This window comes from Caballeronia sp. ATUFL_M2_KS44, from assembly GCF_023630965.1.
Taxonomy (GTDB): domain Bacteria; phylum Pseudomonadota; class Gammaproteobacteria; order Burkholderiales; family Burkholderiaceae; genus Caballeronia; species Caballeronia concitans.
Window position 1 is genome coordinate 65,504 of the sequence record NZ_JALQEA010000048.1, and the last position, 21,982, is coordinate 87,485.

Consider the following 21,982-nt stretch of genomic DNA (forward strand, 5'->3'; position numbering starts at 1 on the left):
CATCGCATCGCGCACGCGGGCCGTCGCGGGCCAAACATTCAAGCGGTCCCGTGCGTTGTCGTTCAAGCGAGCCTTCGGGCTCGCTTTTTTATTGCATCCGCTCAATCGACGCGTTCTTTCTCCTGCGCGCCGATCTCATGCTCCACGCTCGCGTGATATTCGCTCATCGGTAACCGGCTTCGCGCTCGCGCGCGTTCTCGCAATACGAGCCGCACGCTATGCACGCCGGTCAGCGCAACCGCAAGCCAGATCGGTCCATAGGTGGCGAAGTGAGTTGCCGAGAACGGTTCGCCGAGCAGCATCACCGCGACGCCGACGAGCAACACCGGCTCGACATAGCCGAGTATGCCGAACAGCGCGAGCGGCAAATAACGGCTCGCGCGAAGATACGATGCAAGCGCAATCGTGCTGAGCGCGCCGAGGCCGGGCAGCAGCACCATCGACAATAGCGGCGCGCCCGCCACCGTCGCAAACGAATGGCGCACGATCAACATGATCAACGCGACGGGCGCCATCAACATGATTTCGATAGCAAACGACACGAGCGCGTCCACGTTGAGCCGCCGTCTCAGCATGAAGTACGGCGGATAGCCGAGCATGACGACGAGCGTCGGCCATGCAAATGCTTTCGTCACGATGAACTCGTGCGCCACGCCGACAGCCGCCGCCGCGACGCCCGCCCATTGCAGCGCGTCGAGCCGCTCGCCGTAATAAAAGCGCCCGAGCAACACCATCACGAGCGGCAACAGAAAATAGCCAAGCGACACGTCCAGCGCGCGGCCATGCAGCGGCGCCCAGAGAAAGATCCACAACTGCACGCCGAGCAGCGCGGATGCAATGGCGAACGCGGCGAGCAAGCGCACGTTTTTGGCGAGCTTCGCCATGAGCGCGCATAATTGCGGCCATCGATTGCGTACGGCCACGAGCAGCAACGCGCCCGGCAATGTCCAAACGATGCGCCATGCAAAGATGTCGAGGCCATCGAGCGGCGCGAGCCACTTCGTGTAACCGGACATGAGCGCGAAAAGAGCGGAAGCGGCGACGGACAATGCAATGCCGCGTCCCAGGCCATGCTGATTCATCGAAATTCGCGCTTGTGCGCTGTTTATGCGTTGACGGGCATTCTAAACGCAGCGTCAACGGCGCCTCGTCTCAAGCGCGCTTCTTGCTACTTCATACTTCCAACGTCTGAGCGCAGACACGCATCACCGGCATTGTCGACATTTAGTCGAGCGTCATTGCATCCGCAGCATCCACGCGCGTGGTCATCCGGGCACGCGAAGAAAACGCCGCATCGATGGAGACGTCATGACTCAGCCCGCCCTGTCGCCCCGTTTTTCAAGCGCTTTTGCAGAAGCCGTTCACGCCGGTCTTTCGCGGCATCCGCAGAAAGAGTTGCCGTCGATGTATCTGTATGACGAAGTCGGCTCCGCGCTCTTCGAAGTCATCACCGCGTTGCCCGAGTATGGCGTCACGCGCGCCGAGGAACGCGTGCTGAAGGCGCATGCGGGCGATATCGTCGATGCGTTGCCCGCCAACGTCAAAGTGGCGGAGCTCGGAAGCGGCAGCGGACGCAAGACGCGCCGCATTCTTGAAGCGCTTTGCAAAAAGCAGCCGACCGCTTATTACCCGATCGAAATCTCGCGCACGGCCTTGCAGTTGTGTCATCGCGAACTCGGGGATATCGAACGCGTGTCGATCGTCGGTTATGAAAGGGATTACCTCGCGGGCCTCGCCGAAGTAAGCGCCAAGCGCAACAAAGGCGAGCATTTGCTCGTGCTCTTTCTCGGCAGCACCATCGGCAATTTCGCGCGTCTCGCCGCCACGAAATTCCTGCGCTCGATTCGCGGCATGCTCGAACCCGGCGACGCGCTCCTGCTCGGCACCGATCTCATCAAGCCGCTGCCCGTGTTGATCGCCGCTTACGACGATCCCATCGGCGTGACCGCGGCTTTCAATCTGAATCTGCTGGCGCGTATCAATCGCGAATTGGGCGCGGACTTTCCGCTCGATGCCTTCGAGCACTTCGCGCGTTTCAATCCGGACGCACGCAGCATCGAAATGCATCTGCGCGCGACGCGCGCGTTATCCGTGCGCGTGCGCGGCGCGGACTTGCGCGTGGAGTTCAGGCAAGGCGAAACGATCTGGACCGAAAGCAGCCACAAGTATGTGGCCGAGGAAGTCGCGCCCATTGCCGTCGATGCGGGCTTCGAATGCACGCATCAATGGCGCGATGAAGAGTGGCAGTTCGCGGAGAGCCTGCTGGTCGCGCGTTGAAGCGTCAATGCTGTTCGAAGCGTTCATAACGCTTCTCGACGTAACGCTCTTCGCTGAAGAACTCGGTGACGCGCGCATGCGGCGGTCCACGCCGCAGCCATTCGAGCATCAGATCGACCTGATTGGCCGCGCCCTGAATGACGGCTTCGACGGAGCCGTCATCGAGATTCGCGACCCAGCCGCGCACGCCGAGCGCATGCGCGCGCCTCACCGTGTGATGGCGAAAGCCGACGCCCTGCACCACGCCTTTCACACGCACGTAGTAAGTTTCAATTCTCGTATCCAGATCCGGGCCGGGCATCGTGCATTCCTCCAAGTCGTTCACAGGCCGCATTGTAGACACGCCTGCGATCGCGCGTATGACCCGGCACCATCGCCAATCAACTCAATCTGAACGGCTGTGCGATATCCGCGCGATCGCCCGCATGCGGATGCACGACGCGCGGCAGCGTCACTTCGAACGCCGTGCCTGCTTCGCTGGATGAGCGCACCTTCACTTCGCCGCCATGCATCTCCGTGATTTCACGCGTGATGTAAAGCCCGAGCCCCAATCCACTCGATTCATTCTGACGCCGCCCCGACCGATACGGCGCGAATATCGTCGGCAGTATTTCAGCCGGAATTTCGCCCGCGTTCTGCACGATGATCTTCACGTCGTTCGTGCCGCCTTCGAGCCGCACCTGAACGGCCGATCCTTCGAGCCCGTGTTGCAGCGCATTGCCGATGAGATTCGAAAACACCTGCGAAAGCAGATCGCCGTCGCCTTGCAAGAGCGTATCGCCGTGACGCAGCACGAAGATGCGTCCCTTGCCGACGCGCGCCTCGTATTCCTCGACGATATTCTTCGCGAGCGTCGCGAGTTCCACGGCGCGCGGCTGCAACGTCACGCGCCCGCCGCGCAGACGCGCGAGATTGAGCAACTGATCGACCATGCGGACCATGCGCATGCCGCTCGATTTGATGCGCGTGCCGATATTGGCGACGTTCTCGTCCTTCACGAAGCGCGCCAGATATTCCGCCGATGCGATCACCGCCGAAAGCGGCGTGCGCAGATCGTGACCGAGCACGGCCATCAGCATCTCGTTCGCATCGAGCAATTGCTGCACGGTGGCGAGCTGCGTCGCGAGCTGCTGCTTTTGCCGCTCCATCTGGATGAACACATCCACCTTCGAATTGAGGATGCGCGAATCGAACGGCTTGTAGAGAAAGTCCACCGCGCCCGCTTCGTAACCGCGAAACGTGCGGCTCACGTCCTGCGCCGTCGCGGTGAGAAAGATGATCGGCACGTGCGCGGTGCGCGGGCTGCCGCGCATCAGTTCGGCAAGCTCGAAGCCGTCCATGCCCGGCATGTTGACGTCGAGAATCGCGAGCGCGACTTCGTGCTTGAGCAGCAGTTCGAGCGCGGCCGGCCCCGATTCGGCCTTGAGCACCGACAGATCCGGCCGCGCGAGCGACGCTTCGAGCGCGGTGATGTTGTTGCGGATGTCGTCGACGATCAGCACGTGGATGGGTTGTGTCATCGGGTGACTCCTTGCTTGGGCCATGCCTTCGTTCATTGCATTCATCGTCGCGTCCGTTATTGCGTTCGGCGTATGCGCGTCGCGAGTCGCATCGCCATGTCGTCCAGCGTGAGGATGTCGCTTGCCGCGCCTTGCGCGATGGCCGCCTGCGGCATCGACGGCGCCGATGCCGTCTGCGGGTCCTGCGCCCAGCACGCGCCGCCCGCATCGCGAATGGCACGCGCGCCGCGCGCGCCGTCGTCGTTCGCACCGGACAGCACGATGCCGAGCAGCCGCTCGCCATACGCATGCGCCGCCGATTCGAACAGCACGTCCACCGAAGGACGCGAGAAGCGCACCGGCGGATCCACCGACAGCGCGATGGCGGGCGGCGCGCCGTCTTCCGACTCGACCATCATGTGATAGCCGGGCGGCGCGAAATAGATGGTGCCGGGCGCGATCACGTCCTTATCGAACGGCTCCTGCACCGGAATGCTGCAGCGCTCGGCAAAGAGACCCGGCAACAGGCTCGGCTGCCCGTGGCGCACATGCACGACGATCAGCACCGGCGGCGCGAAGTCGCGCGGCAACGCGGGCAGCAGGAGATTCAGCGCCTCGACGCCGCCCGCCGATGCGCCGATCACGATGGCGTCGATGGTGCTCATCGCTATACCTTCTGGTAAAGCCGCTCGCGCGGATTGAAGTCCGCGAAGCGGTCCGCATGCTTCGAGAAACGCAGGCTCTCCTTGCTGCCGAGCCCGAGGAAGCCGCGCCGCACGAGCGAATCGCTGAAGAGGCCCAGCGCGCGATCCTGCAGTGCGCGGTCGAAATAGATCAGCACGTTGCGGCACGACACGAGATGCGCTTCGAGAAACACGCTGTCGGTGGCGAGGCTATGGTCCGCGAACACCACGCGCGACTTGAGCGTCTGCGAGAATTTCGCCGCGCCGTAGGCCGCGTGGTAGTAGTCGGACAGCGTGCGCTTGCCGCCGGCCGCCAGATAATTCTGGCTGAAGCCCGCCATGCGTTCCAGCGGATAGATGCCGCTTTCGGCCTGACGCAGCGCTTCGGCGTTGATATCGGTTGCATAGAACACGGTGCGGTCCGCGATCTTCTCTTCCGCGAAAAGCACCGCCAGCGACCACAACTCCTCGCCGCTGCTGCAGCCCGCGACCCACACCTTGATCGACGGATACGTCTGCAAGATCGGCACCACCTGCTCGCGGATCGCGCGGAAGTACGAGGGATCGCGGAACATCTCGCTGACCTGCACCGTGAGGTACTGGAAGAGCCGCGCGAACAGCGGCGGTTCGCGAAGAATGCGCTCCTGCAATTGCGAAAGCGTCGTGCAGTCGAGGTCGTGCACCGCCTGCGCGAGCCTGCGCCGCAGCGAACTCACCGAGTAGTGCCGGAAGTCGTGCTGATACTTCAGGTAGATGGCTTCCAGAATCAGCTTCAGTTCGATGTCGAACGTGGCTTCTTCATCGTGCTTGCTGTCGTTCATTGAGTCCGTTGTCGATTCATCGCTGCCGCAACCATACGCGGCACAAGGAGACGAGCTTATCCACGTCGATAGGCTTCGATATGTAGTCGTCCGCACCCGCCTCGAGACATTTTTCGCGATCGCTCTGCATCGCCTTCGCCGTCAGCGCGATGATCGGCAGCCGCGCGTGCTCGGGCCGCTTGCGGATTTCGGTCATCGCGGTGAGGCCGTCCATCTCGGGCATCATCACGTCCATCAGCACGAGATCGATCGAATCGTGGCGCGCCAGCGCTTCCAGCGCCTCGCGTCCGTTGCGCGCGATTTCGAGCGTCGCGCCGAGCGGTTCGATCACGCGCGACAGCGCGAAGATGTTGCGCACGTCGTCTTCGGCGAGCAGGATGGTGCGGCCTTCGAACACGTCGTCGCGCTGACGCGCCGCGCGCAGCATGCGCTGCTGTTCCGGCGGCAGCGCGCTCTCGACGCTATGCAGGAAGAGCGTCACTTCGTCGAGCAGGCGCTCCGGCGATTTCGCTCCCTTGATGATGATCGATTTCGAGTAACGGCGCAGGCGCTGCTCTTCTTCCTGCGAGATCTGCCGCCCCGTATAGACGATCACCGGCGGCGACGCGAATTCGCCGCTCGTCGATACCTTCTCCAGCAATTCATAGCCCGAGCCGTCGGGCAGCGCGAGATCCATCACGATGCAGTCGAAGCTCGCGCGCCGCAGCTGTTCGAGCGCCTGCGCGATCGATCCCGCTTCGACGATGTTCACCGTGTCGCTCGCGAGCAGCGCGTGGATGCTCTGGCGCAACGCGGGATCGTCCTCGACGACGAGCACGCGCCGCATGCCCTGCGACGAACGCGCTTCGAGCTTGCGGATGGCCTGCGCGAGTTCATCGCGTGCGCTCGGCTTGAGCGTGTAGCCGATTGCGCCGAGATGCAGCGCGACATCGGCGTGATCGGTCGCGGAGACGATGTGAATCGGAATATGACGCGTGAGCGGATCGTGCTTCAACCATTCGAGCACCGTGAGCCCGGACTGATCCGGCAAGCCGATGTCGAGCAGAATGCCGTTCGGCTGCATCGAACGCGCCAGTTCGACGCCTTGCGTCGCGCTCGCGGCATGCACGCAGTCGAAGTCGAGTTCGTGCGCGAGATCGTAGAGGATGTGCGCGAAACGGCGATCGTCTTCGATCACGAGAATCACGCGATCCGGCCGCTGCCGGTTCGCGCGATCATCCGCGATGCCTTGCGCCTCGATCTTCGGCGCGGGCGCTTCGGGCTGCGTCTGCGCGCCTTGCGTTTGCACGATCTGCGTTTGCACGGGCGCGGGCGGCGGCGGCTTGACCGCAGCCGGCTCCGGCTCGCTCATGTGGCCGATCGTATCCAGCTTCGCGGTCACCGTGCCTTCGCGCGCGGCGATCGGCAGCGTCACCGAGAACACGCTGCCGCGGCCGACTTCGCTCGATACGCCGACCGAGCCGCCCAGCAAGCGCGTGAACTCGCGCGAGATCGAAAGCCCGAGTCCGCTGCCGCCGTATTTGCGGCTCGTGGTGCCGTCGGCCTGCTGGAACGCCTGGAAGATCAGATCCTGCTTGTCGCGCGGAATGCCGATGCCCGTATCGCGCACTTCGAAGCGCACCGAGTCGTCGCTTGCGCGCTGCACCGCGACCGTCACGCTGCCGCGCTCGGTGAACTTGAACGCGTTGGCGAGCAGGTTGCGCAGCACTTGCAAGAGCCGCTGGCTGTCGGTGACGAAGTATTGCGGGACGTCGTCGCCCACTTCGGTGACGAACGAAAGCCCCTTGGATTCCGCGACCGGCGCGAACGATTGCCGCAGCGCCTGCAACAACGACTCGACGGCGGCGGGCGCGAACTGCACGTCCATCTGGCCCGCTTCGACCTTCGACAGATCGAGGATGTCGTTGATGAGCGAAAGCAGGTCGCTGTTCGACGAATGGATCGTCGCGGCGTAGCGCACCTGCTCGTCGGTGAGATTGCCCTGCCGGTTGTCCTGCAGCAGCTTGGCGAGGATCAGCGAACTGTTGAGCGGCGTGCGCAGCTCGTGCGACATGTTCGCGAGGAATTCCGACTTGTACTGGCTCGCGCGCTCCATTTCGAGCGCATTCGCGGTCAGTTCCTGCTGCGCGTGCAGAAGCTCGGTCTTCTGGCGTTCGAGATGCTGCGCGTGTTCTTCGAGCTGCACGTTCGTCTGTTCGAGCTCGGCCTGCTGCTGTTCCAGACGCGCCTGCGAATCCTGCAGCGCGCGGCCGCGTTCCTCCAGTTCCTCGTTGGACACGCGCAATTCTTCCTGCTGCACCTGAAGTTCTTCGCTCTGGCGCTGCGTTTCTTCGAGCAATTCGACGAGCCGCGTGCGATAACGCGCCGAGCGCATGGCCATGCCCATCGCTTCGGACGCCATGTCGAGCAGCGCGCGGGTATCGTCGAAACGGCCTTCATTGCCGACAAAACCGATTTCGAGCGCGCCCGCCACGTCGCCGTCGGCATAGAGCGGCGCGATCACCACGCGCGTCGCCGCCGCCGAGCCGAGCGCCGAGCCGGCCTTCAGGTAATGCGCGGAGGCATCGGACAGGCTGAGCGTGCGCTTGTCTTCCACCGCCTGGCCGACGAGCCCTTCGCCACGCGCGATCCGTCGCGGCGCGCCGTTCTCGTCGGGCAGCGCCCAGGCCGCGACGCGTTCGAGCGAATCGCCATCGAGCGAATACACTACGCCGACCTTCGCGTTCACATACGGAATGACCGAGCGCAGAATGCTCACGCCGATGGAAGCCGGAGACTGCTCGCCGCGCAATTGCAGGCTCATCTGCATGATGCCTTGCTGCAGCCAGCCGGTGCGTTGTACGGCAAGCCGCGATTTGATATATAGATGCGCCACCACGGACAGCACGAGCAGCACGAAAATGCCCATCGCGCGATTGATCTGGAGCACGTCGTGCGTGGTGGCCGCGTCGCCGGTGCCGAGCGCGTAGCCGAGAATCATCAGCACCGATGCGCCGCCCGCCGTGACGATCGGCAGCGCGGGCCGGTCCGCCCACATGCAGAGCACGACGGGCAGCACATAGAACACCCAGATCGCGACGCGCATCGGCGTGAGCAGGTCGATGGCGAACACGACCGCAAGCGAAAGCGCGATAGCGAAGTAGATCCACAGAGCGTGGTTGCGATTGTCTTGAGGCATCGTTGACCGTAGTTTCATTTTTCGGGGCCGCGCGCCCCGCAGCAGGCACGGACCTTAGCACGAGCCGCAACGCCTTGTCACATGGGCTCGGGCGGGTAATCGAAGCGGCCGTTTCCGCGCGGAACTTGTTACGAAAACCCGCGCGCGACGCCATTTCCAAGAGGTAACAATGACTGATTTTTCCGGCTCCCGCGTGCTCGTCACCGGCGCTTCGGGTTTCGTCGGGTCCGCGGTCGCGCGGCTCGCCGTCGAACGCGGTTTCGACGTGCGCGTGCTCGTTCGCGCGACGAGTCCGCGCAAGAACGTCGAATCGCTCGATGCGGAGATCGTCGTCGGCGACATGCGCGACGAAGCGTCGATGCGCGCCGCGCTCAAGGGCGTGCGCTATCTGTTCCACGTCGCGGCCGACTATCGCATCTGGGCGCCCGATCCGAGCGAGATCGAGCGCGCGAACCTGCAAGGCACCGAAGCCACGATGCGCGCGGCGCTCGCGGAAGGCGTCGAGCGCATCGTGTACACGAGCAGCGTCGCGACGCTCAAGGTGACGAGTTCGGGCGCGATCGCCGACGAGACGAAGCCCTCGGACGCGGCGAGCACCATCGGCGCGTACAAGCGCAGCAAGGTGCTCGCCGAGCGCGCGGTCGAGCGGATGGTCGCGCAGAACGCGCTGCCCGCGGTGATCGTCAATCCGTCGACGCCCATCGGCCCGCGCGACGTGCGGCCGACGCCGACCGGGCGCATCATCGTGGAAGCGGCGACGGGCAAGATTCCCGCGTTCGTCGATACGGGCCTGAATCTCGTGCATGTCGATGACGTCGCGAACGGCCACTTCCTCGCGCTGGAACGCGGCGTGATCGGCGAGCGATACATCCTCGGCGGCGAAAATCTGCCGCTCCAGCAGATGCTCGCAGACATCGCGGGCTTCGTCGGCCGCAAGCCGCCGACCGTCCGCCTGCCGCGCGCGCCGCTTTATCCGCTCGCGATCGGCGCGGAGTGGTACGCGAAAATCAGCGGCAAGGAGCCGTTCGTGACCGTCGACGGCCTGCGCATGTCGAAGAACAAGATGTACTTCACGTCGGCGAAGGCGGAGCGGGAGCTGGGGTATCGGGCGCGGCCGTACGCGCAAGGTCTGAAGGACGCGTTGGACTGGTTTCGCGCGAACGGCTATTTGAGCGCTTAAAAAACGCAACTCTTGTATAAGACTTAAAAAATATTAAGTGACTGATAATCAAAGAAAAAGCACCGTTTCCGGCTCGACGGCGCCCCTTCTTTTGCACGCTTTGCCTTCGAAATCAGGCAAAATAGCGGATTGATGCCGGCGTGCTGCCGACCGGCGGCTTCCTTCCCAACCCGTTTCTGGATGTCGAGACTAGCGATGAGTAACCAGCAACCCACCATCATCTACACCCTGACCGACGAAGCTCCGCTGCTCGCGACCAGCGCCTTTCTGCCGATCATCCGCACCTTCACCACGCCCGCCGGCGTCAACGTCGCAACGAGCGACATCTCGCTCGCAGGCCGCATCCTCGGCGAATTCCCCGAATTCCTGACCGAAGACCAGCGCGTGCCCGACAACCTCGCCGAACTCGGCCGCCTCACGCAGTTGCCCGACACCAACATCATCAAGCTGCCGAACATCAGCGCGTCGGTGCCGCAACTGGTCGCCGCGATCAAGGAACTGCAGGGCAAGGGCTACAAGGTGCCCAACTATCCCGAAGAGCCGAAGAACGACGAAGAAAAGGCCATCGCGCAACGCTATTCGAAGTGCCTCGGCAGCGCGGTGAACCCGGTTCTGCGCGAAGGCAACTCGGACCGCCGCGCGCCGCTCGCCGTCAAGAACTACGCGAAGAAGCATCCGCACAGCATGGGCGAATGGAGCATGGCTTCGCGCACGCACGTGGCGCACATGAAGCACGGCGACTTCTATCACGGCGAAAAGTCCATCACGATCAATGGCGCGCGCGAAGTGCGCATGGAACTCGTGACGAAGAGCGGCAAGACCGTCGTGCTGAAGCCGAAGGTCAAGCTGCAGGACGGCGAGATCGTCGACAGCATGTTCATGAGCAAGAAGGCGCTCGTCGCGTTCTACGAGGACCAGATGGAAGACGCGCGCAAGACCGGCGTCATGTTGTCGCTGCACGTGAAGGCGACCATGATGAAGGTCTCGCACCCGATCGTGTTCGGTCACGCCGTGAAGGTCTTCTACAAGGACGCGTTCGCCAAGCACGCGAAGCTCTTCGAAGAACTCGGCGTGAACGTGAACAACGGCCTCGTGGATCTGTACTCGAAGATCGAGTCGCTGCCGGATTCCCAGCGCGATGAAGTCATCCGCGACATGCACGCTTGCCACGAACATCGCCCGGCGCTCGCCATGGTCGATTCCGCGAAGGGCATCTCGAACCTGCACGCACCGAACGACGTCATCGTCGACGCTTCCATGCCCGCGATGATCCGCGCCGGCGGCAAGATGTGGGGCGCCGACGGCCGTCCGCAAGACACGAAGTGCCTGATTCCGGAAAGCACGTTCGCGCGCATCTATCAGGAAATCATCAACTTCTGCAAGACCAACGGCGCTTTCGATCCGCGTACGATGGGAACGGTCCCGAACGTCGGCCTGATGGCGCAGAAGGCCGAAGAATACGGCTCGCACGACAAGACTTTCGAGATTCCGGAAGACGGCACGGCGCGCATCGTCGATAACGCGACAAACGAAGTGCTCGAAGCGCTCACGCAGGAAGTCGAGCAAGGCGACATCTGGCGCATGTGTCTCGTGAAGGACGCGCCGATCCGCGACTGGGTCAAGCTCGCCGTCACGCGCGTGCGCAACTCGGGCACGCCGGCGGTGTTCTGGCTCGACCCGTATCGTCCGCACGAAGCCGAACTCATCAAGAAGGTCGAGACGTACCTGAAGGATCACGACACGGAAGGCCTCGACATCCAGATCATGTCGCAAGTGCGCGCCATGCGTTACACGCTCGAGCGCGTCATTCGCGGCCTGGACACGATCTCGGTCACGGGCAACATCCTGCGCGACTATCTGACCGACCTGTTCCCGATCATGGAACTCGGCACGAGCGCGAAGATGCTGTCCATCGTTCCGCTGATGGCGGGCGGCGGCCTGTACGAAACGGGCGCGGGCGGCTCGGCGCCGAAGCACGTGCAGCAGCTCGTGCAGGAAAACCACCTGCGCTGGGACTCGCTCGGCGAGTTCCTCGCGCTGGCCGTGTCGCTGGAAGAACTGGGCATCAAGAGCAACAACGCGAAGGCCAAGCTCGTCGCGAAGGCGCTCGACGCCGCCACCGGCAAGCTGCTCGACAACAACAAGGGCCCGTCGCCGAAGGCCGGCCAGCTCGACAACCGCGGCAGCCAGTTCTATCTCGCGATGTACTGGGCGCAGGAACTCGCGGGTCAGTCGGAAGACCGCGAGATCGCCGCGTTCTTCGCGCCGCTCGCCAAGAGCCTGGCTGAGAACGAGCAGAAGATCGTCGAGGAACTGACTGTCGTGCAGGGCGGCGAAGCGGACATCGGCGGCTACTACAAGCCGGAAGATGCGAAGCTCGAAGCGGTGATGCGTCCGAGCAAGACGTTCAACGCCGTATTGTCGCAAGTGCAGGCGAAGTAACGCTCAACGCTGCAAGGCGCGCGGGCCGTCCGGTCTCGCGCGTATCGCGTGTATCGCGCCGCGTCGTCCGGCTTTCTTTCGGACGATGCGGCGCGCATCCTTCTCGAAAGACGCGCTCGCGTCGTCCTATCCGCCTTCCTCAAGCATTTGGTTACAACGTGTGGCGGCTCAGCCGCAGGCGAGCGGTTAAAATCGTTGCCTCGCTGCCAGCCTCGCAAGACATACACATTCGCATGAACCTACATGACCAGCTCGGCGCGCTGGAGTCGAGCCTCGATGCGCTCCTCCAGTCCGCCGCCCGTCCCGCTGCCGTTTCGCCTGCTGTCGTATCAACCGATGAATCGACCCGCGACGACGCCCCCGCGCCGCTGCCTTATCGCGCGACCGATGGCGAGCAGGTCGGCGTGCCGGCGGAGCCGAAAGAACTGAAGCCGACTGCCGAAGCGGAAGCCCAAGCAGAACGCGAAGCCCCGCCCACGCTCACCGTTTCACGGCCCGACCGCGACGCGATCGAGATGAGCATCGCGGGCAAGTCGGTGCTGCTGAGTCCCGAAGGCGTGTCCGAGTTGATCCAGGAGTTGTCGAATGTGCGGGCGTCGATGTCGGCCGAGCAGCCGATGGGCGTCGCGCCCGGCTGGCGCTTCGCGGCGACGAAGAATCCGGTGATGGCGGTGCAGAAGCACGCCAACGGCGACCGCCTGCTCATCATGCGGCACACCGGACACGGCTGGGTGCCGTTCACGTTCTCGCCGGATATGGTCGTCGAGCTATACGCGATGCTGACCAAGCGCTGACGCGCCCGGCTCGCCTCACGAGTTTTCCTGCGTCGGCGCCTGCACGCGCGCCTTCCACTGGCCGCCCTTGCCGCTCCAGTAACGCACCGCCGATCCGATCGTCGCCGATACATAGAACAGCGCGACGAGCGGCAACAGCGGCGCCCACAGCAGCGAGCGGCGGTAATAACGCAGCATCGGTCCGTAGGCGACGCACATCATCGCCCACGCCGCGCACGCGGGCCATGCGCGCGCGCCCCACACGAGCGAGAACACCGGCGGCACGAGATAGATCACCGCCATCCCCAGCACCGTGCCCGCGAGCAGAAGCGGCGAGTAGCGCAACTGCGTGAACGCCGTGCGCGCGATCATATTCCAGATCTCGCGCCAGTCGTCATATGGACGCAGCGACTCGCTGCCTGCGGCGAGATCGAGACGGATCGGGCGCGCATCCGCCCGGCCCCTGCGATGCTTGATGCGCAGCGCGAGGCTGCAATCGTCGATCAATTCGCGGCGAATCGATTCGATGCCGCCCGCTTCCACCAGCGCCGAGCGCCGCACGAGCATGCAGCCGCCCGCCGCGCCCGCCGTCATCTTCTTGGTGTCGTTGACCCACGCGAACGGATACAGCTTCGCGAAGAAAAACACGAACGCGGGAATCAGCGCCTTTTCCCACGGCGAATCGCTGCGCAGCCGCACCATCAGCGAGACGAGATCGCGATCTTCGAGAATCGTGCGCGCGACGAGCTGCGTCGCGGCATCGGCCGGATGGTAGATGTCCGCGTCGGTGAGCAGCAGGAATTCGGCGGGCAGACCGAGCTTGTCGATCGCCTCGATGCCCTGCGACTGCGCCCACACCTTGCCCGACCATCCCGGCGGCAGCGGCTTGCCGGTGAGCACGGTCAGGCGGTCCTCCAGTCCCAGATCGCGGGCGGCGGCGAGCGCGGCGGCGGCGGTGTCGTCGCTGCTGTGATCGTCGACGACGACGACATGGAATGCGCCCGCATAGTCCTGCTTCAAGAGCGAGCCGACCGCGCGGCCGATGACATCGGCCTCGTTGCGCGCCGGCACGACCGCGACGAGCGCGGGCCACGCGCCGCGTCGCGCGATTTCGGCATTGCCGACGGCATGCACGGTCGCGGCGGACAGCGCGGGCGCGGGCTGCGCGCGCCAGAAACCGCCGCGCGCGAAGAGCAGCACGATCCAGATGAGCAGAGACAGCCAGGCGATCAGTAGCATGGATAGACAGGAAACGACGATGAACGAAGCCGCGTCCGTGCGAGCGCGGCTTCATGGAACCGGGGATGCGCGAGTGCGCTCGGGTTAGCGGCGCCTGCAGCGATCCAGCGCGGCATCCCGGGCGACCGATAGTTTAAAGACTTCCGCCGATGCCCGTATTTCGTGCATCCGGCGCATGCGCGGCGGCACGTTCAGGACACGCCGCCCGCCAAGCGCTAAAAAAGGGAACGCGTTAGAATACACGGTCAACTTCGGCGAGCAGACAGAATTACCGGACCTTCTTCCGGTTGCTTTCCGGAGCCGTCCCATGCCATTTGCGCGTGCTGTTCCGACAGCGAAAGCGCGCGTTGGCCGCCCGAGTATCCGAAACCCGCGCCAGTCGGAGTTCGTTCGAACATGCGTATCATCCTTGCTCAACCCCGCGGTTTTTGTGCGGGCGTGGTCCGTGCGATCGAAATCGTCGATCGTGCGCTCGAACGGCACGGCGCACCCGTGTACGTGCGCCACGAGATCGTGCATAACCGGCACGTCGTGGATAACTTGCGGGGCAAGGGCGCGCGTTTCGTCGAGGAACTCGATGAAGTGCCGCACGGCGCAGTCGCCATTTTCAGCGCGCATGGTGTCGCGCAGAGCGTCGAGCGCGATGCCGATGCACGCGGCCTCGACGTGCTCGACGCCACCTGCCCGCTCGTCACGAAGGTGCATGTGCAGGGCCGGCAGTACGTATCGCAGGGCCGCACGCTGATTCTGATCGGCCATGCGGGACATCCGGAAGTGGAAGGCACGGTCGGCCAGATTCCCGGCAAGGTCGTGCTCGTGCAGAGCGAAGCCGAAGTGCAAACTCTGGCGCTTCCCGCCGATACCCCCGTCGCCTACGTCACGCAGACGACGCTTTCCGTGGACGACACGCGCGGCATCATCGACGCCTTGCAGCGCCGCTTCACGGATATCGTCGGTCCGGACACGCGCGACATCTGCTACGCGACGCAGAATCGCCAGGCCGCCGTGCGCGAGCTGTCCACTGAGGTGGACGTGCTGCTCGTGGTCGGCGCCACCAATAGCTCCAATTCCAACCGGCTGCGGGAGATCGGCGCCGAAAGCGGCGTGCCGAGCTATCTCGTCGCGGATGGTTCCGAGATCAAGGCCGAATGGTTTGCGCATGCGCAGACGGTCGGCATCACGGCCGGCGCCTCGGCGCCCGAAGAAATGGTCGAACATGTGATCGATGCCCTGCGCGCCTTTGGCCACGTCGAAGTCACGACGATGAACGGCCGCGAGGAAAAGGTCGAATTCAAACTCCCCGCGAAGCTCCTGCAGCCGCTCGCCGCGTTGTCGGCAGCGGATGCAACGGCGATTCGCGAAGAATAAGGAGAGGACACAATTGTCTATTCCGATGCTCCAGAAGGCCCGCGTAGGCGCCTACATCTTCAAGCAGCACCTGACGCGCAACAAGCGCTATCCGCTCGCGCTGATGCTCGAACCGCTGTTCCGCTGCAATCTCGCGTGTAACGGCTGCGGCAAGATCGACTATCCGGATCCCATTCTGAACCAGCGCCTGTCGCTCGAAGAATGCCTCGGCGCAGTCGACGAGTGCGGCGCGCCGGTCGTGTCCATCGCGGGCGGCGAGCCTTTGCTGCACAAGGAAATGCCGCAGATCGTGAAGGGCATCATCGAACGCAAGAAGTTCGTGTATCTCTGCACGAACGCGCTCCTGATGGAAAAGAAGATGGACGACTACCAGCCGAGCCCGTACTTCGTCTGGTCCGTTCACCTCGACGGCGACAAGGACATGCACGACCATTCCGTTTCGCAGGACGGCGTGTACGACAAGGCGACGAAGGCGATCCGCGAGGCGAAGCGCCGTGGTTTCCGCGTGAACATCAACTGCACGCTGTTCAACGACGCGAACCCGGAACGCGTGGCGAAGTTCTTCGACACGCTCGGGCCGATGGGCGTGGACGGCATCACGGTGTCGCCGGGTTACGCTTACGAGCGCGCGCCGGATCAGCAGCACTTCCTGAATCGCGACAAGACGAAGACGCTGTTCCGCGAAATCTTCAAGCGCGGCAACAACGGCAAGAACTGGTCGTTCAGCCAGTCGGCGATGTTCCTCGACTTTCTCGCGGGCAACCAGACGTATCAATGCACGCCGTGGGGCAATCCGGCGCGCACGGTGTTCGGCTGGCAGCGTCCGTGCTATCTGCTCGGCGAAGGGTATGCCAAGACCTTCAAGGAGCTGATGGAAACGACCGACTGGGACAAGTACGGCACGGGCAACTACGAGAAGTGCGCGGACTGCATGGTGCATAGCGGCTTCGAAGCGACCGCCGTGATGGATACGGTGGCGCATCCGCTGAAGGCGCTGGGCGTTTCGCTGCGCGGCCCGCGCACCGAAGGCGCGTACGCGAAGGAGCTGCCGATCGACAAGCAGCGTCCGGCCGAGTACGTGTTCTCGAAGCACGTGGAGATCAAGCTGGAAGAGATCGGACGCGCGCAGAAGAGCAAGGGCGCGAAGACGGCGGCGGCTGCGCATTGAGCTTGGCTTGAGCGGCAAGTTGCATGAAGGGCGGATGGCTCGAGGGTCGTCCGCCCTTTTTGCTTGGCCTACCAGATCGTCTTGACGTGCTCGTATGCGCGGATATTCCGGTCCCTCGTCACCAGCGGCGCGGCCAGCGCGCGCGCCGTTGCAACGATTAGCCTGTCGGCGGGATCGTTGTGAAACTCGCCCGGCAGGTCGACCGACTTTATCGCGATGCTTCGGTCCACTGGCATGAACCGCACTCCTTCGATTCGAGCGACCCTATCCATCCAGTCGCCGGTGTCCATCGACAGCCCCACTTTGCCTCGCTTGACCAACAAAGCGATTTCCCATGCGGTGATCGTCGAGACGACTATCTCGCCGCCTGCACTCGATTCGCTCTCGATCGCTGCACGAGCCTGCTTGCTGAGCGCTCCCCCGCTCACCCACCACAGCAGCGCGTGCGTATCCAACACGATCATTTGAGCGCCTCCCAATCCTCAAGTCCCACCGGTTCGAACGGATCGTCATAGAACAGCACGCTTCCGCGCAACTCTTCAAGCGGCGTGAGCGATGAATTGTCATACCGGCGAACTTCAAGCACCGGCTTCCCATGGTCGGTCACGATCATATGTTCTCCTGTCGATTCCACGAGCCGGAAATATTCAAGCGCCTTTGCCTTGAACTCGGATTTCGAAACTCGCTTGACCGCCATGTTAAAACTCCTAGTCACATTCGACTAGTCATTTTACCCTCCTCCGAATGGCATAAGCAAAAGCCCAATAAAAAACGCGACGGCTCATCGCCGTCGCGTTTCGCTTCCATCACCGGGCCGCAAGAACAAGCTAGCTCAACAACACTTCCCCGCCCCCGACCCGTACCGCGCTTCCTGACGCTCGCGGAAAAACTCCGCGTACGTCATCACCGGCTTGTCGGGATGCGTGTTCTGCATGTGCGTGACGTAAGCGTCGTAGTCGGGCATGCCGACCATCAGGCGCATCGCCTGGCCGAGATACCGGCCCGCTTGCCGAAGATCGCTGAACATCGCTGCCTCCTTTCCCATGTCCGCATCAGTGGCCGGAGCGGACGGCGGCGCCCGCTGTCGGCATCGGCTCGAACGGCGTTTCGCGCACCGTCGGACGCGCCTCGCGACGCGCACGCAGCACCGAAAACACACCGTACACCGCGATGCTCACGACCACGAAAATGAACAGCCCCGAGAGCGCCGCATCGATGTAATCGTTCACGATGATCCGCTGCATCTCCGCCAGCGACTTCGCCGGCGCCATCACCTTGCCCGCATCGGCGGCGTCGCGCAGCTTCGCGGCGTGGGCGAGGAAGCCGACCTTCGGGTTCGCATCGAAAATCTTCTGCCAGCCGGCCGTCAGCGTGCAAATGAGCAGCCACACCGTCGGCAAGACCGTCACCCACGCGAAACGCTCGCGCTTCATCTTGAACAGCACGACCGTCCCGAGCATCAGCGCGATGCCCGCGAGCATCTGGTTCGAGATGCCGAAGAGCGGCCACAACGTATTGATGCCGCCGAACGGATCGACCACGCCCTGATACAGGAAGTAGCCCCACGCGGCCACGCACAGACCCGTGGCGACGAGGTTCGCCGGCAGCGATTGCGTGCGGCGCAGCGCCGGATGGAACGTGCCGAGCAGGTCCTGCAGCATGAAGCGGCCGGCGCGCGTGCCGGCATCGACGGCGGTCAGGATGAAAAGCGCCTCGAAGAGAATGGCGAAGTGGTACCAGAACGCCATCATGGCCGGGCCGCCGATCACCTGATGGAGAATCTGCGCCATGCCGACAGCCAGCGTCGGCGCGCCGCCCGCCCGCGCGACGATCGTCGTTTCGCCGACCGCCTTCGCCGTCGCCGTCAGCATGTCCGGCGTGAGCGCGAAGCCCCACGACGTGACCGTCTGCGCGACCGCGTCCGGCGTCGTGCCGAGCAGCGCGGCCGGGCTGTTCATCGCGAAGTAGACGCCCGGCTCGATCACGCACGCGGCGACGAGCGCCATGATCGCGACGAACGATTCCATCAGCATCGCGCCATAACCGATCAGGCGCATGTTCACTTCGTTGTCGATCATCTTGGGCGTCGTGCCCGACGAGATCAGCGCGTGGAAGCCCGACACCGCGCCGCACGCGATCGTGATGAAGAGGAACGGGAACAGGTTGCCCGCCCAGACGGGACCGGTGCCGTCGACGAACTTGGTGAACGCCGGCATCTTCAGTTCCGGCGCGACGATCAGAATGCCGATCGCGAGGCCGAGAATGGTGCCGATCTTGAGGAACGTCGAAAGATAATCGCGCGGCGCGAGCAGCAGCCACACCGGCAGCACCGACGCCACGAAGCCGTAGCCGATCAGAATCCACGTGAGCTGCACGCCGGTGAACGTGAAGAACGGCGCGAGCGTCGGCGATTGGGCGACTTGTCCGCCGTAGACGATCGCCAGCATCAGGCCGATGAAGCCGATGATCGACACTTCGCCGATGCGCCCCGGACGAATGTAGCGCGTGTAGACGCCCATGAAGATCGCGATCGGAATGGTCGCCGCGACGGTGAACGTGCCCCACGGCGAGCCCGTGAGCGCCTTCACGACGATCAGCGCGAGCACCGCGAGAATGATCACCATGATGAGGAACGCGCCGAACAGCGCGATCACGCCGGGCACGTTGCCCAGTTCCATCTTGATGAGATCGCCGAGCGAGCGGCCGTCGCGCCGCGTCGAGATGAACAGGATGACGAAATCCTGCACCGCGCCCGCGAACACCACGCCCGCGAGAATCCACAACATGCCGGGCGTGTAGCCCATCTGCGCGGCCAGCACCGGGCCGACGAGCGGACCCGCGCCCGCGATCGCCGCGAAATGATGGCCGAACAGCACGTACTTGTTGGTCGGCACATAATCGAGGCCGTCGTTGTGACGAACGGCAGGCGTCTTGCGCAGGCCGTCGAGTTGCAGCACGGTTCCCGCGATGAAGCGCGAATAGAAGCGATATGCGATGAGATAGACGCAGACCGCCGCGATGACGATCCACAGTGCGCTGATTCGCTCGCCGTGCGCGAGCGCGATGGTGCCGAATGCGAACGCGCCCAAAAGCGCGAGCGCGATCCAGACCAGGAATCCGGAAGCCCGATTCATGGTGTCTCCTGTCTTGTAGTTGCCCTTCGATGTCCGCGCGCGCGGCGCAAGCCGTCGAGCGCTTCGGGCGTGTAGTATTCGCCTTCGTCCAGACGCTTACAACCGGACAACTACGTAAGCCGCGCTACGTGGAACTACGTAGGAGCATCGAGCGTACCCGTGTCATGAACCTCAAAGCGAAGATTGTCCTGCTCGCGATCGTGCCGTTTGCCGTGGCGATCGGCGGCATCGAATATGGCGTGCGCCATCAGGCGACGACGCTCGCGCACGCGCAGCACGCCACGCTGCAGTCGGCGTACATGTCGAGCAAGGAAGTGGAGTTGCGGCATTACGTCGAACTCGCGCGAAGCGCCATCGCGCCGTATTACGACGCTCCCGCCGACGATCCGCGCACGGACGACGAGCGCCGCCAGCTCGCGCTCGACGCGCTGCATCGGCTGGACTTCGGCCCCGACGGCTACTTTTTCGTCTACACGATGCACGGCACGTCGCTGATGCATCCGCGGCAGCCGGATCTCGTCGGCCGCGATCTGTGGACCATGCGCGATCCCGCCGGCGCGCTGACCATTCAGCAGTTGATCCGCGAGGCGTCGAAGGGCGGCGGCTACGTGCGTTATATGTGGCAGCGCCCATCGACCGGTCAGCTCGCGCCCAAACTCGGCTATGTCGTGCCGCTCCCACGCTGGGGCTGGATGATCGGCACCGGCATCTATCTGGAGGATGTCGAAGCGACGCTCGGCCGCATCGACGCGCAGGCGGCTGCGAACATCGACCGCACGGTGATGTGGATCGGCGGCATCGCGCTGGCGGCGCTCGCGGTCATCGCGTTGTGCGGCGCGGTGCTCAACATCAGCGAACATCGCAGCGCGGACGCGAAGCTCAAGCGCCTCGCGCGGCGCGTGGTGGAATCGCAGGAGCAGGAGCGCGCGCGGCTGTCGCGCGAACTGCACGACGGCATCAGCCAGATGCTCGTCTCCGTGAAGCTGCTGCTCGAATCGGCGCTCGCGCGCTTCGAATGCGGACAGGCGCGCGAACCCGCCGCCGAAGCCGCGCTCGCCACGGGCCTCGGGCGTCTGTCGGGGACGCTGCGCGAAGTGCGGCGTATCTCCCAGGCGCTGCGCCCCGCGATGCTCGACGATCTCGGCCTCGCCGCCGCGCTCGAACAACTCGCGCGCGAGTTCGACGGTCAGGACGGCATCGAAGTGCGCTTCGAATCGACGGCGAACGGCAAGGCGAGTCCGGCGCAGCGGCCAGTGTTGCCCGATCCGGTGAACACCGTGCTCTTTCGCATCGCGCAGGAAGCGCTGACGAACATCGCGCGCCACGCGCACGCGAGCCGCGCAACCGTCGCGCTCGATGTCGCGCCGCACGCGGTGAGTCTCGCCGTCAGCGACAACGGCCGCGGCTTCGACTCGGAGACCGCGCTGTACGGCCCCGCAAGCGGCCTCGGCCTGCGTAACATGCGTGAGCGGCTCGACACGCTCGGCGGCACGCTCGCCATCCAGTCGCAACTCGGCCGCACGGTGATCGCCGCGACCGTTGCGCTGCCGCTCGCCGCTCCGAACCTGCAAGGATTTTCCGATGACTTCTGAACCTGCCCGCATCGTTATCGTCGACGATCACCCGCTCGTGCGCGACGGCCTGCGCGCGCGGCTCGAAGCCGTGCCGCATCTGCGCGTGACCGGAGAAGCGGGGAACGGCGCCGAAGCGCTCGCGCTCGCTGACGACGAAGCGAGCCGGCCCGACCTCGTGCTGATGGATGTTGGAATGGCGGGAATGAGCGGGATCGAACTGGCGGCGCATTTTCACGAGCGCTTTCCGGCCATTCGCGTGCTGATGCTGTCGATGCACGACAACGTGGAATACGTGACGCAAGCCGTGCGCGCCGGCGCGAGCGGCTACGTGCTGAAGGATTCGCCCGCCGCCGAGATCGTCCAGGCGATCGACGCCGTGCTCGCGGGCAAGACGTTCTTCAGCGCGGGACTGGCCGCGCGCATGATCCAGGCACAGGCCATGCAGACGCCGATCGAACGCCTCACGCCCCGCGAGCGCGACGTGCTCGATGCGCTCGCGCAAGGTTTGTCGAGCAAGCAGATTGCGCAGCAGCACGGGTTATCGGTGCGTACGGTGGAGACGCATCGGCTGAATCTGAAGCGCAAACTGTCGATCGACGGTCAGGCCGAACTCATCAAATACGCCGTGGAGCACCGGCGCACCTGA

General features: G+C 64.1%; 19 protein-coding genes. 8 read left to right on the plus strand and 11 right to left on the minus strand.

Features of this window, described 5'->3' with window-relative positions:
• Positions 1–101: 101 nt before the first annotated feature.
• On the minus strand, positions 102–1,082 hold the full coding sequence (gene rarD / locus NCR39_RS20400) for an EamA family transporter RarD (protein WP_250453898.1): 981 nt from the start codon (positions 1,080–1,082) through the stop codon (positions 102–104).
• Positions 1,083–1,308: 226 nt separating this feature from the next.
• On the opposite strand from rarD, the gene egtD reads away from it, so the two are divergent.
• Positions 1,309–2,277, plus strand: a complete 969-nt coding sequence (gene egtD, locus NCR39_RS20405) for an L-histidine N(alpha)-methyltransferase (RefSeq protein WP_250453899.1) — start codon at positions 1,309–1,311, stop codon at positions 2,275–2,277.
• A gap of 4 nt (positions 2,278–2,281) precedes the next feature.
• Here egtD and NCR39_RS20410 read toward each other — a convergent pair whose 3' ends face one another.
• The 5 genes from NCR39_RS20410 to NCR39_RS20430 form a co-directional block, all read right to left on the minus strand.
• Positions 2,282–2,578, minus strand: coding sequence for an acylphosphatase (locus NCR39_RS20410; protein ID WP_040049695.1), 297 nt, complete (start codon positions 2,576–2,578; stop codon positions 2,282–2,284).
• Positions 2,579–2,657: 79 nt separating this feature from the next.
• Positions 2,658–3,797, minus strand: a complete 1,140-nt coding sequence (locus NCR39_RS20415) for a hybrid sensor histidine kinase/response regulator (protein ID WP_250453900.1) — start codon at positions 3,795–3,797, stop codon at positions 2,658–2,660.
• A 56-nt stretch (positions 3,798–3,853) separates the two neighbouring features.
• A complete protein-coding gene (locus NCR39_RS20420) occupies positions 3,854–4,441 on the minus strand; it encodes a chemotaxis protein CheB (RefSeq protein WP_250453901.1) in 588 nt (195 codons plus the stop codon).
• 2 nt (positions 4,442–4,443) lie between these two features.
• Positions 4,444–5,280: a CheR family methyltransferase gene (locus NCR39_RS20425; RefSeq protein ID WP_250453902.1), complete on the minus strand. Its 837-nt coding sequence runs from the start codon at positions 5,278–5,280 to the stop codon at positions 4,444–4,446.
• A gap of 16 nt (positions 5,281–5,296) precedes the next feature.
• A complete protein-coding gene (locus tag NCR39_RS20430; protein ID WP_250453903.1) occupies positions 5,297–8,458 on the minus strand; it encodes a response regulator in 3,162 nt (1,053 codons plus the stop codon).
• A gap of 169 nt (positions 8,459–8,627) precedes the next feature.
• Between NCR39_RS20430 and hpnA the strand changes: the two genes are divergently transcribed.
• The 3 genes from hpnA (at position 8,628) to NCR39_RS20445 (ending at position 12,874) form a co-directional block, all read left to right on the plus strand.
• A complete protein-coding gene (hpnA, locus tag NCR39_RS20435; RefSeq protein ID WP_250453904.1) occupies positions 8,628–9,638 on the plus strand; it encodes a hopanoid-associated sugar epimerase in 1,011 nt (336 codons plus the stop codon).
• Between the two features lie 195 nt (positions 9,639–9,833).
• Positions 9,834–12,080 (plus strand): NADP-dependent isocitrate dehydrogenase, encoded by a 2,247-nt coding sequence (locus NCR39_RS20440; protein WP_250453905.1) that lies wholly within the window; start codon positions 9,834–9,836, stop codon positions 12,078–12,080.
• 233 nt (positions 12,081–12,313) lie between these two features.
• On the plus strand, positions 12,314–12,874 hold the full coding sequence (locus NCR39_RS20445) for a hypothetical protein (RefSeq protein ID WP_250453906.1): 561 nt from the start codon (positions 12,314–12,316) through the stop codon (positions 12,872–12,874).
• A gap of 15 nt (positions 12,875–12,889) precedes the next feature.
• Here the strand turns inward: NCR39_RS20445 and NCR39_RS20450 are convergent, their stop codons facing one another.
• Positions 12,890–14,092, minus strand: a complete 1,203-nt coding sequence (locus NCR39_RS20450) for a glycosyltransferase (RefSeq protein ID WP_250453907.1) — start codon at positions 14,090–14,092, stop codon at positions 12,890–12,892.
• A 396-nt stretch (positions 14,093–14,488) separates the two neighbouring features.
• Between NCR39_RS20450 and ispH the strand changes: the two genes are divergently transcribed.
• Positions 14,489–15,460, plus strand: coding sequence for a 4-hydroxy-3-methylbut-2-enyl diphosphate reductase (gene ispH / locus NCR39_RS20455; RefSeq protein ID WP_250453908.1), 972 nt, complete (start codon positions 14,489–14,491; stop codon positions 15,458–15,460).
• A 13-nt stretch (positions 15,461–15,473) separates the two neighbouring features.
• On the plus strand, positions 15,474–16,628 hold the full coding sequence (gene hpnH, locus NCR39_RS20460; RefSeq protein WP_250453909.1) for an adenosyl-hopene transferase HpnH: 1,155 nt from the start codon (positions 15,474–15,476) through the stop codon (positions 16,626–16,628).
• A gap of 68 nt (positions 16,629–16,696) precedes the next feature.
• On the opposite strand, the gene NCR39_RS20465 is transcribed toward hpnH, so the two are convergent.
• The 4 genes from NCR39_RS20465 to NCR39_RS20480 all read right to left on the minus strand — a co-directional run bounded on the left by NCR39_RS20465 (position 16,697) and on the right by NCR39_RS20480 (position 19,762).
• Positions 16,697–17,092 carry a type II toxin-antitoxin system VapC family toxin gene (locus NCR39_RS20465; protein ID WP_250453910.1) on the minus strand — a complete coding sequence of 132 codons (396 nt, stop codon included), beginning with the start codon at positions 17,090–17,092 and terminating at the stop codon, positions 16,697–16,699.
• Positions 17,089–17,325 carry a type II toxin-antitoxin system Phd/YefM family antitoxin gene (locus tag NCR39_RS20470; protein WP_040049602.1) on the minus strand — a complete coding sequence of 79 codons (237 nt, stop codon included), beginning with the start codon at positions 17,323–17,325 and terminating at the stop codon, positions 17,089–17,091. Before NCR39_RS20470 ends, NCR39_RS20465 begins: the two co-directional genes overlap by 4 nt.
• A gap of 135 nt (positions 17,326–17,460) precedes the next feature.
• Positions 17,461–17,655, minus strand: coding sequence for a YbdD/YjiX family protein (locus tag NCR39_RS20475; protein ID WP_250453911.1), 195 nt, complete (start codon positions 17,653–17,655; stop codon positions 17,461–17,463).
• A gap of 25 nt (positions 17,656–17,680) precedes the next feature.
• Positions 17,681–19,762, minus strand: a complete 2,082-nt coding sequence (locus NCR39_RS20480) for a carbon starvation CstA family protein (RefSeq protein ID WP_250453912.1) — start codon at positions 19,760–19,762, stop codon at positions 17,681–17,683.
• Positions 19,763–19,926: 164 nt separating this feature from the next.
• Here NCR39_RS20480 and NCR39_RS20485 point away from each other — a divergent pair, with 164 nt between their 5' ends.
• Positions 19,927–21,354, plus strand: coding sequence for a cache domain-containing protein (locus NCR39_RS20485; RefSeq protein ID WP_250453913.1), 1,428 nt, complete (start codon positions 19,927–19,929; stop codon positions 21,352–21,354).
• On the plus strand, positions 21,344–21,982 hold the full coding sequence (locus NCR39_RS20490) for a response regulator (RefSeq protein ID WP_250453914.1): 639 nt from the start codon (positions 21,344–21,346) through the stop codon (positions 21,980–21,982). The genes NCR39_RS20485 and NCR39_RS20490 overlap by 11 nt, the downstream gene beginning before the upstream one ends.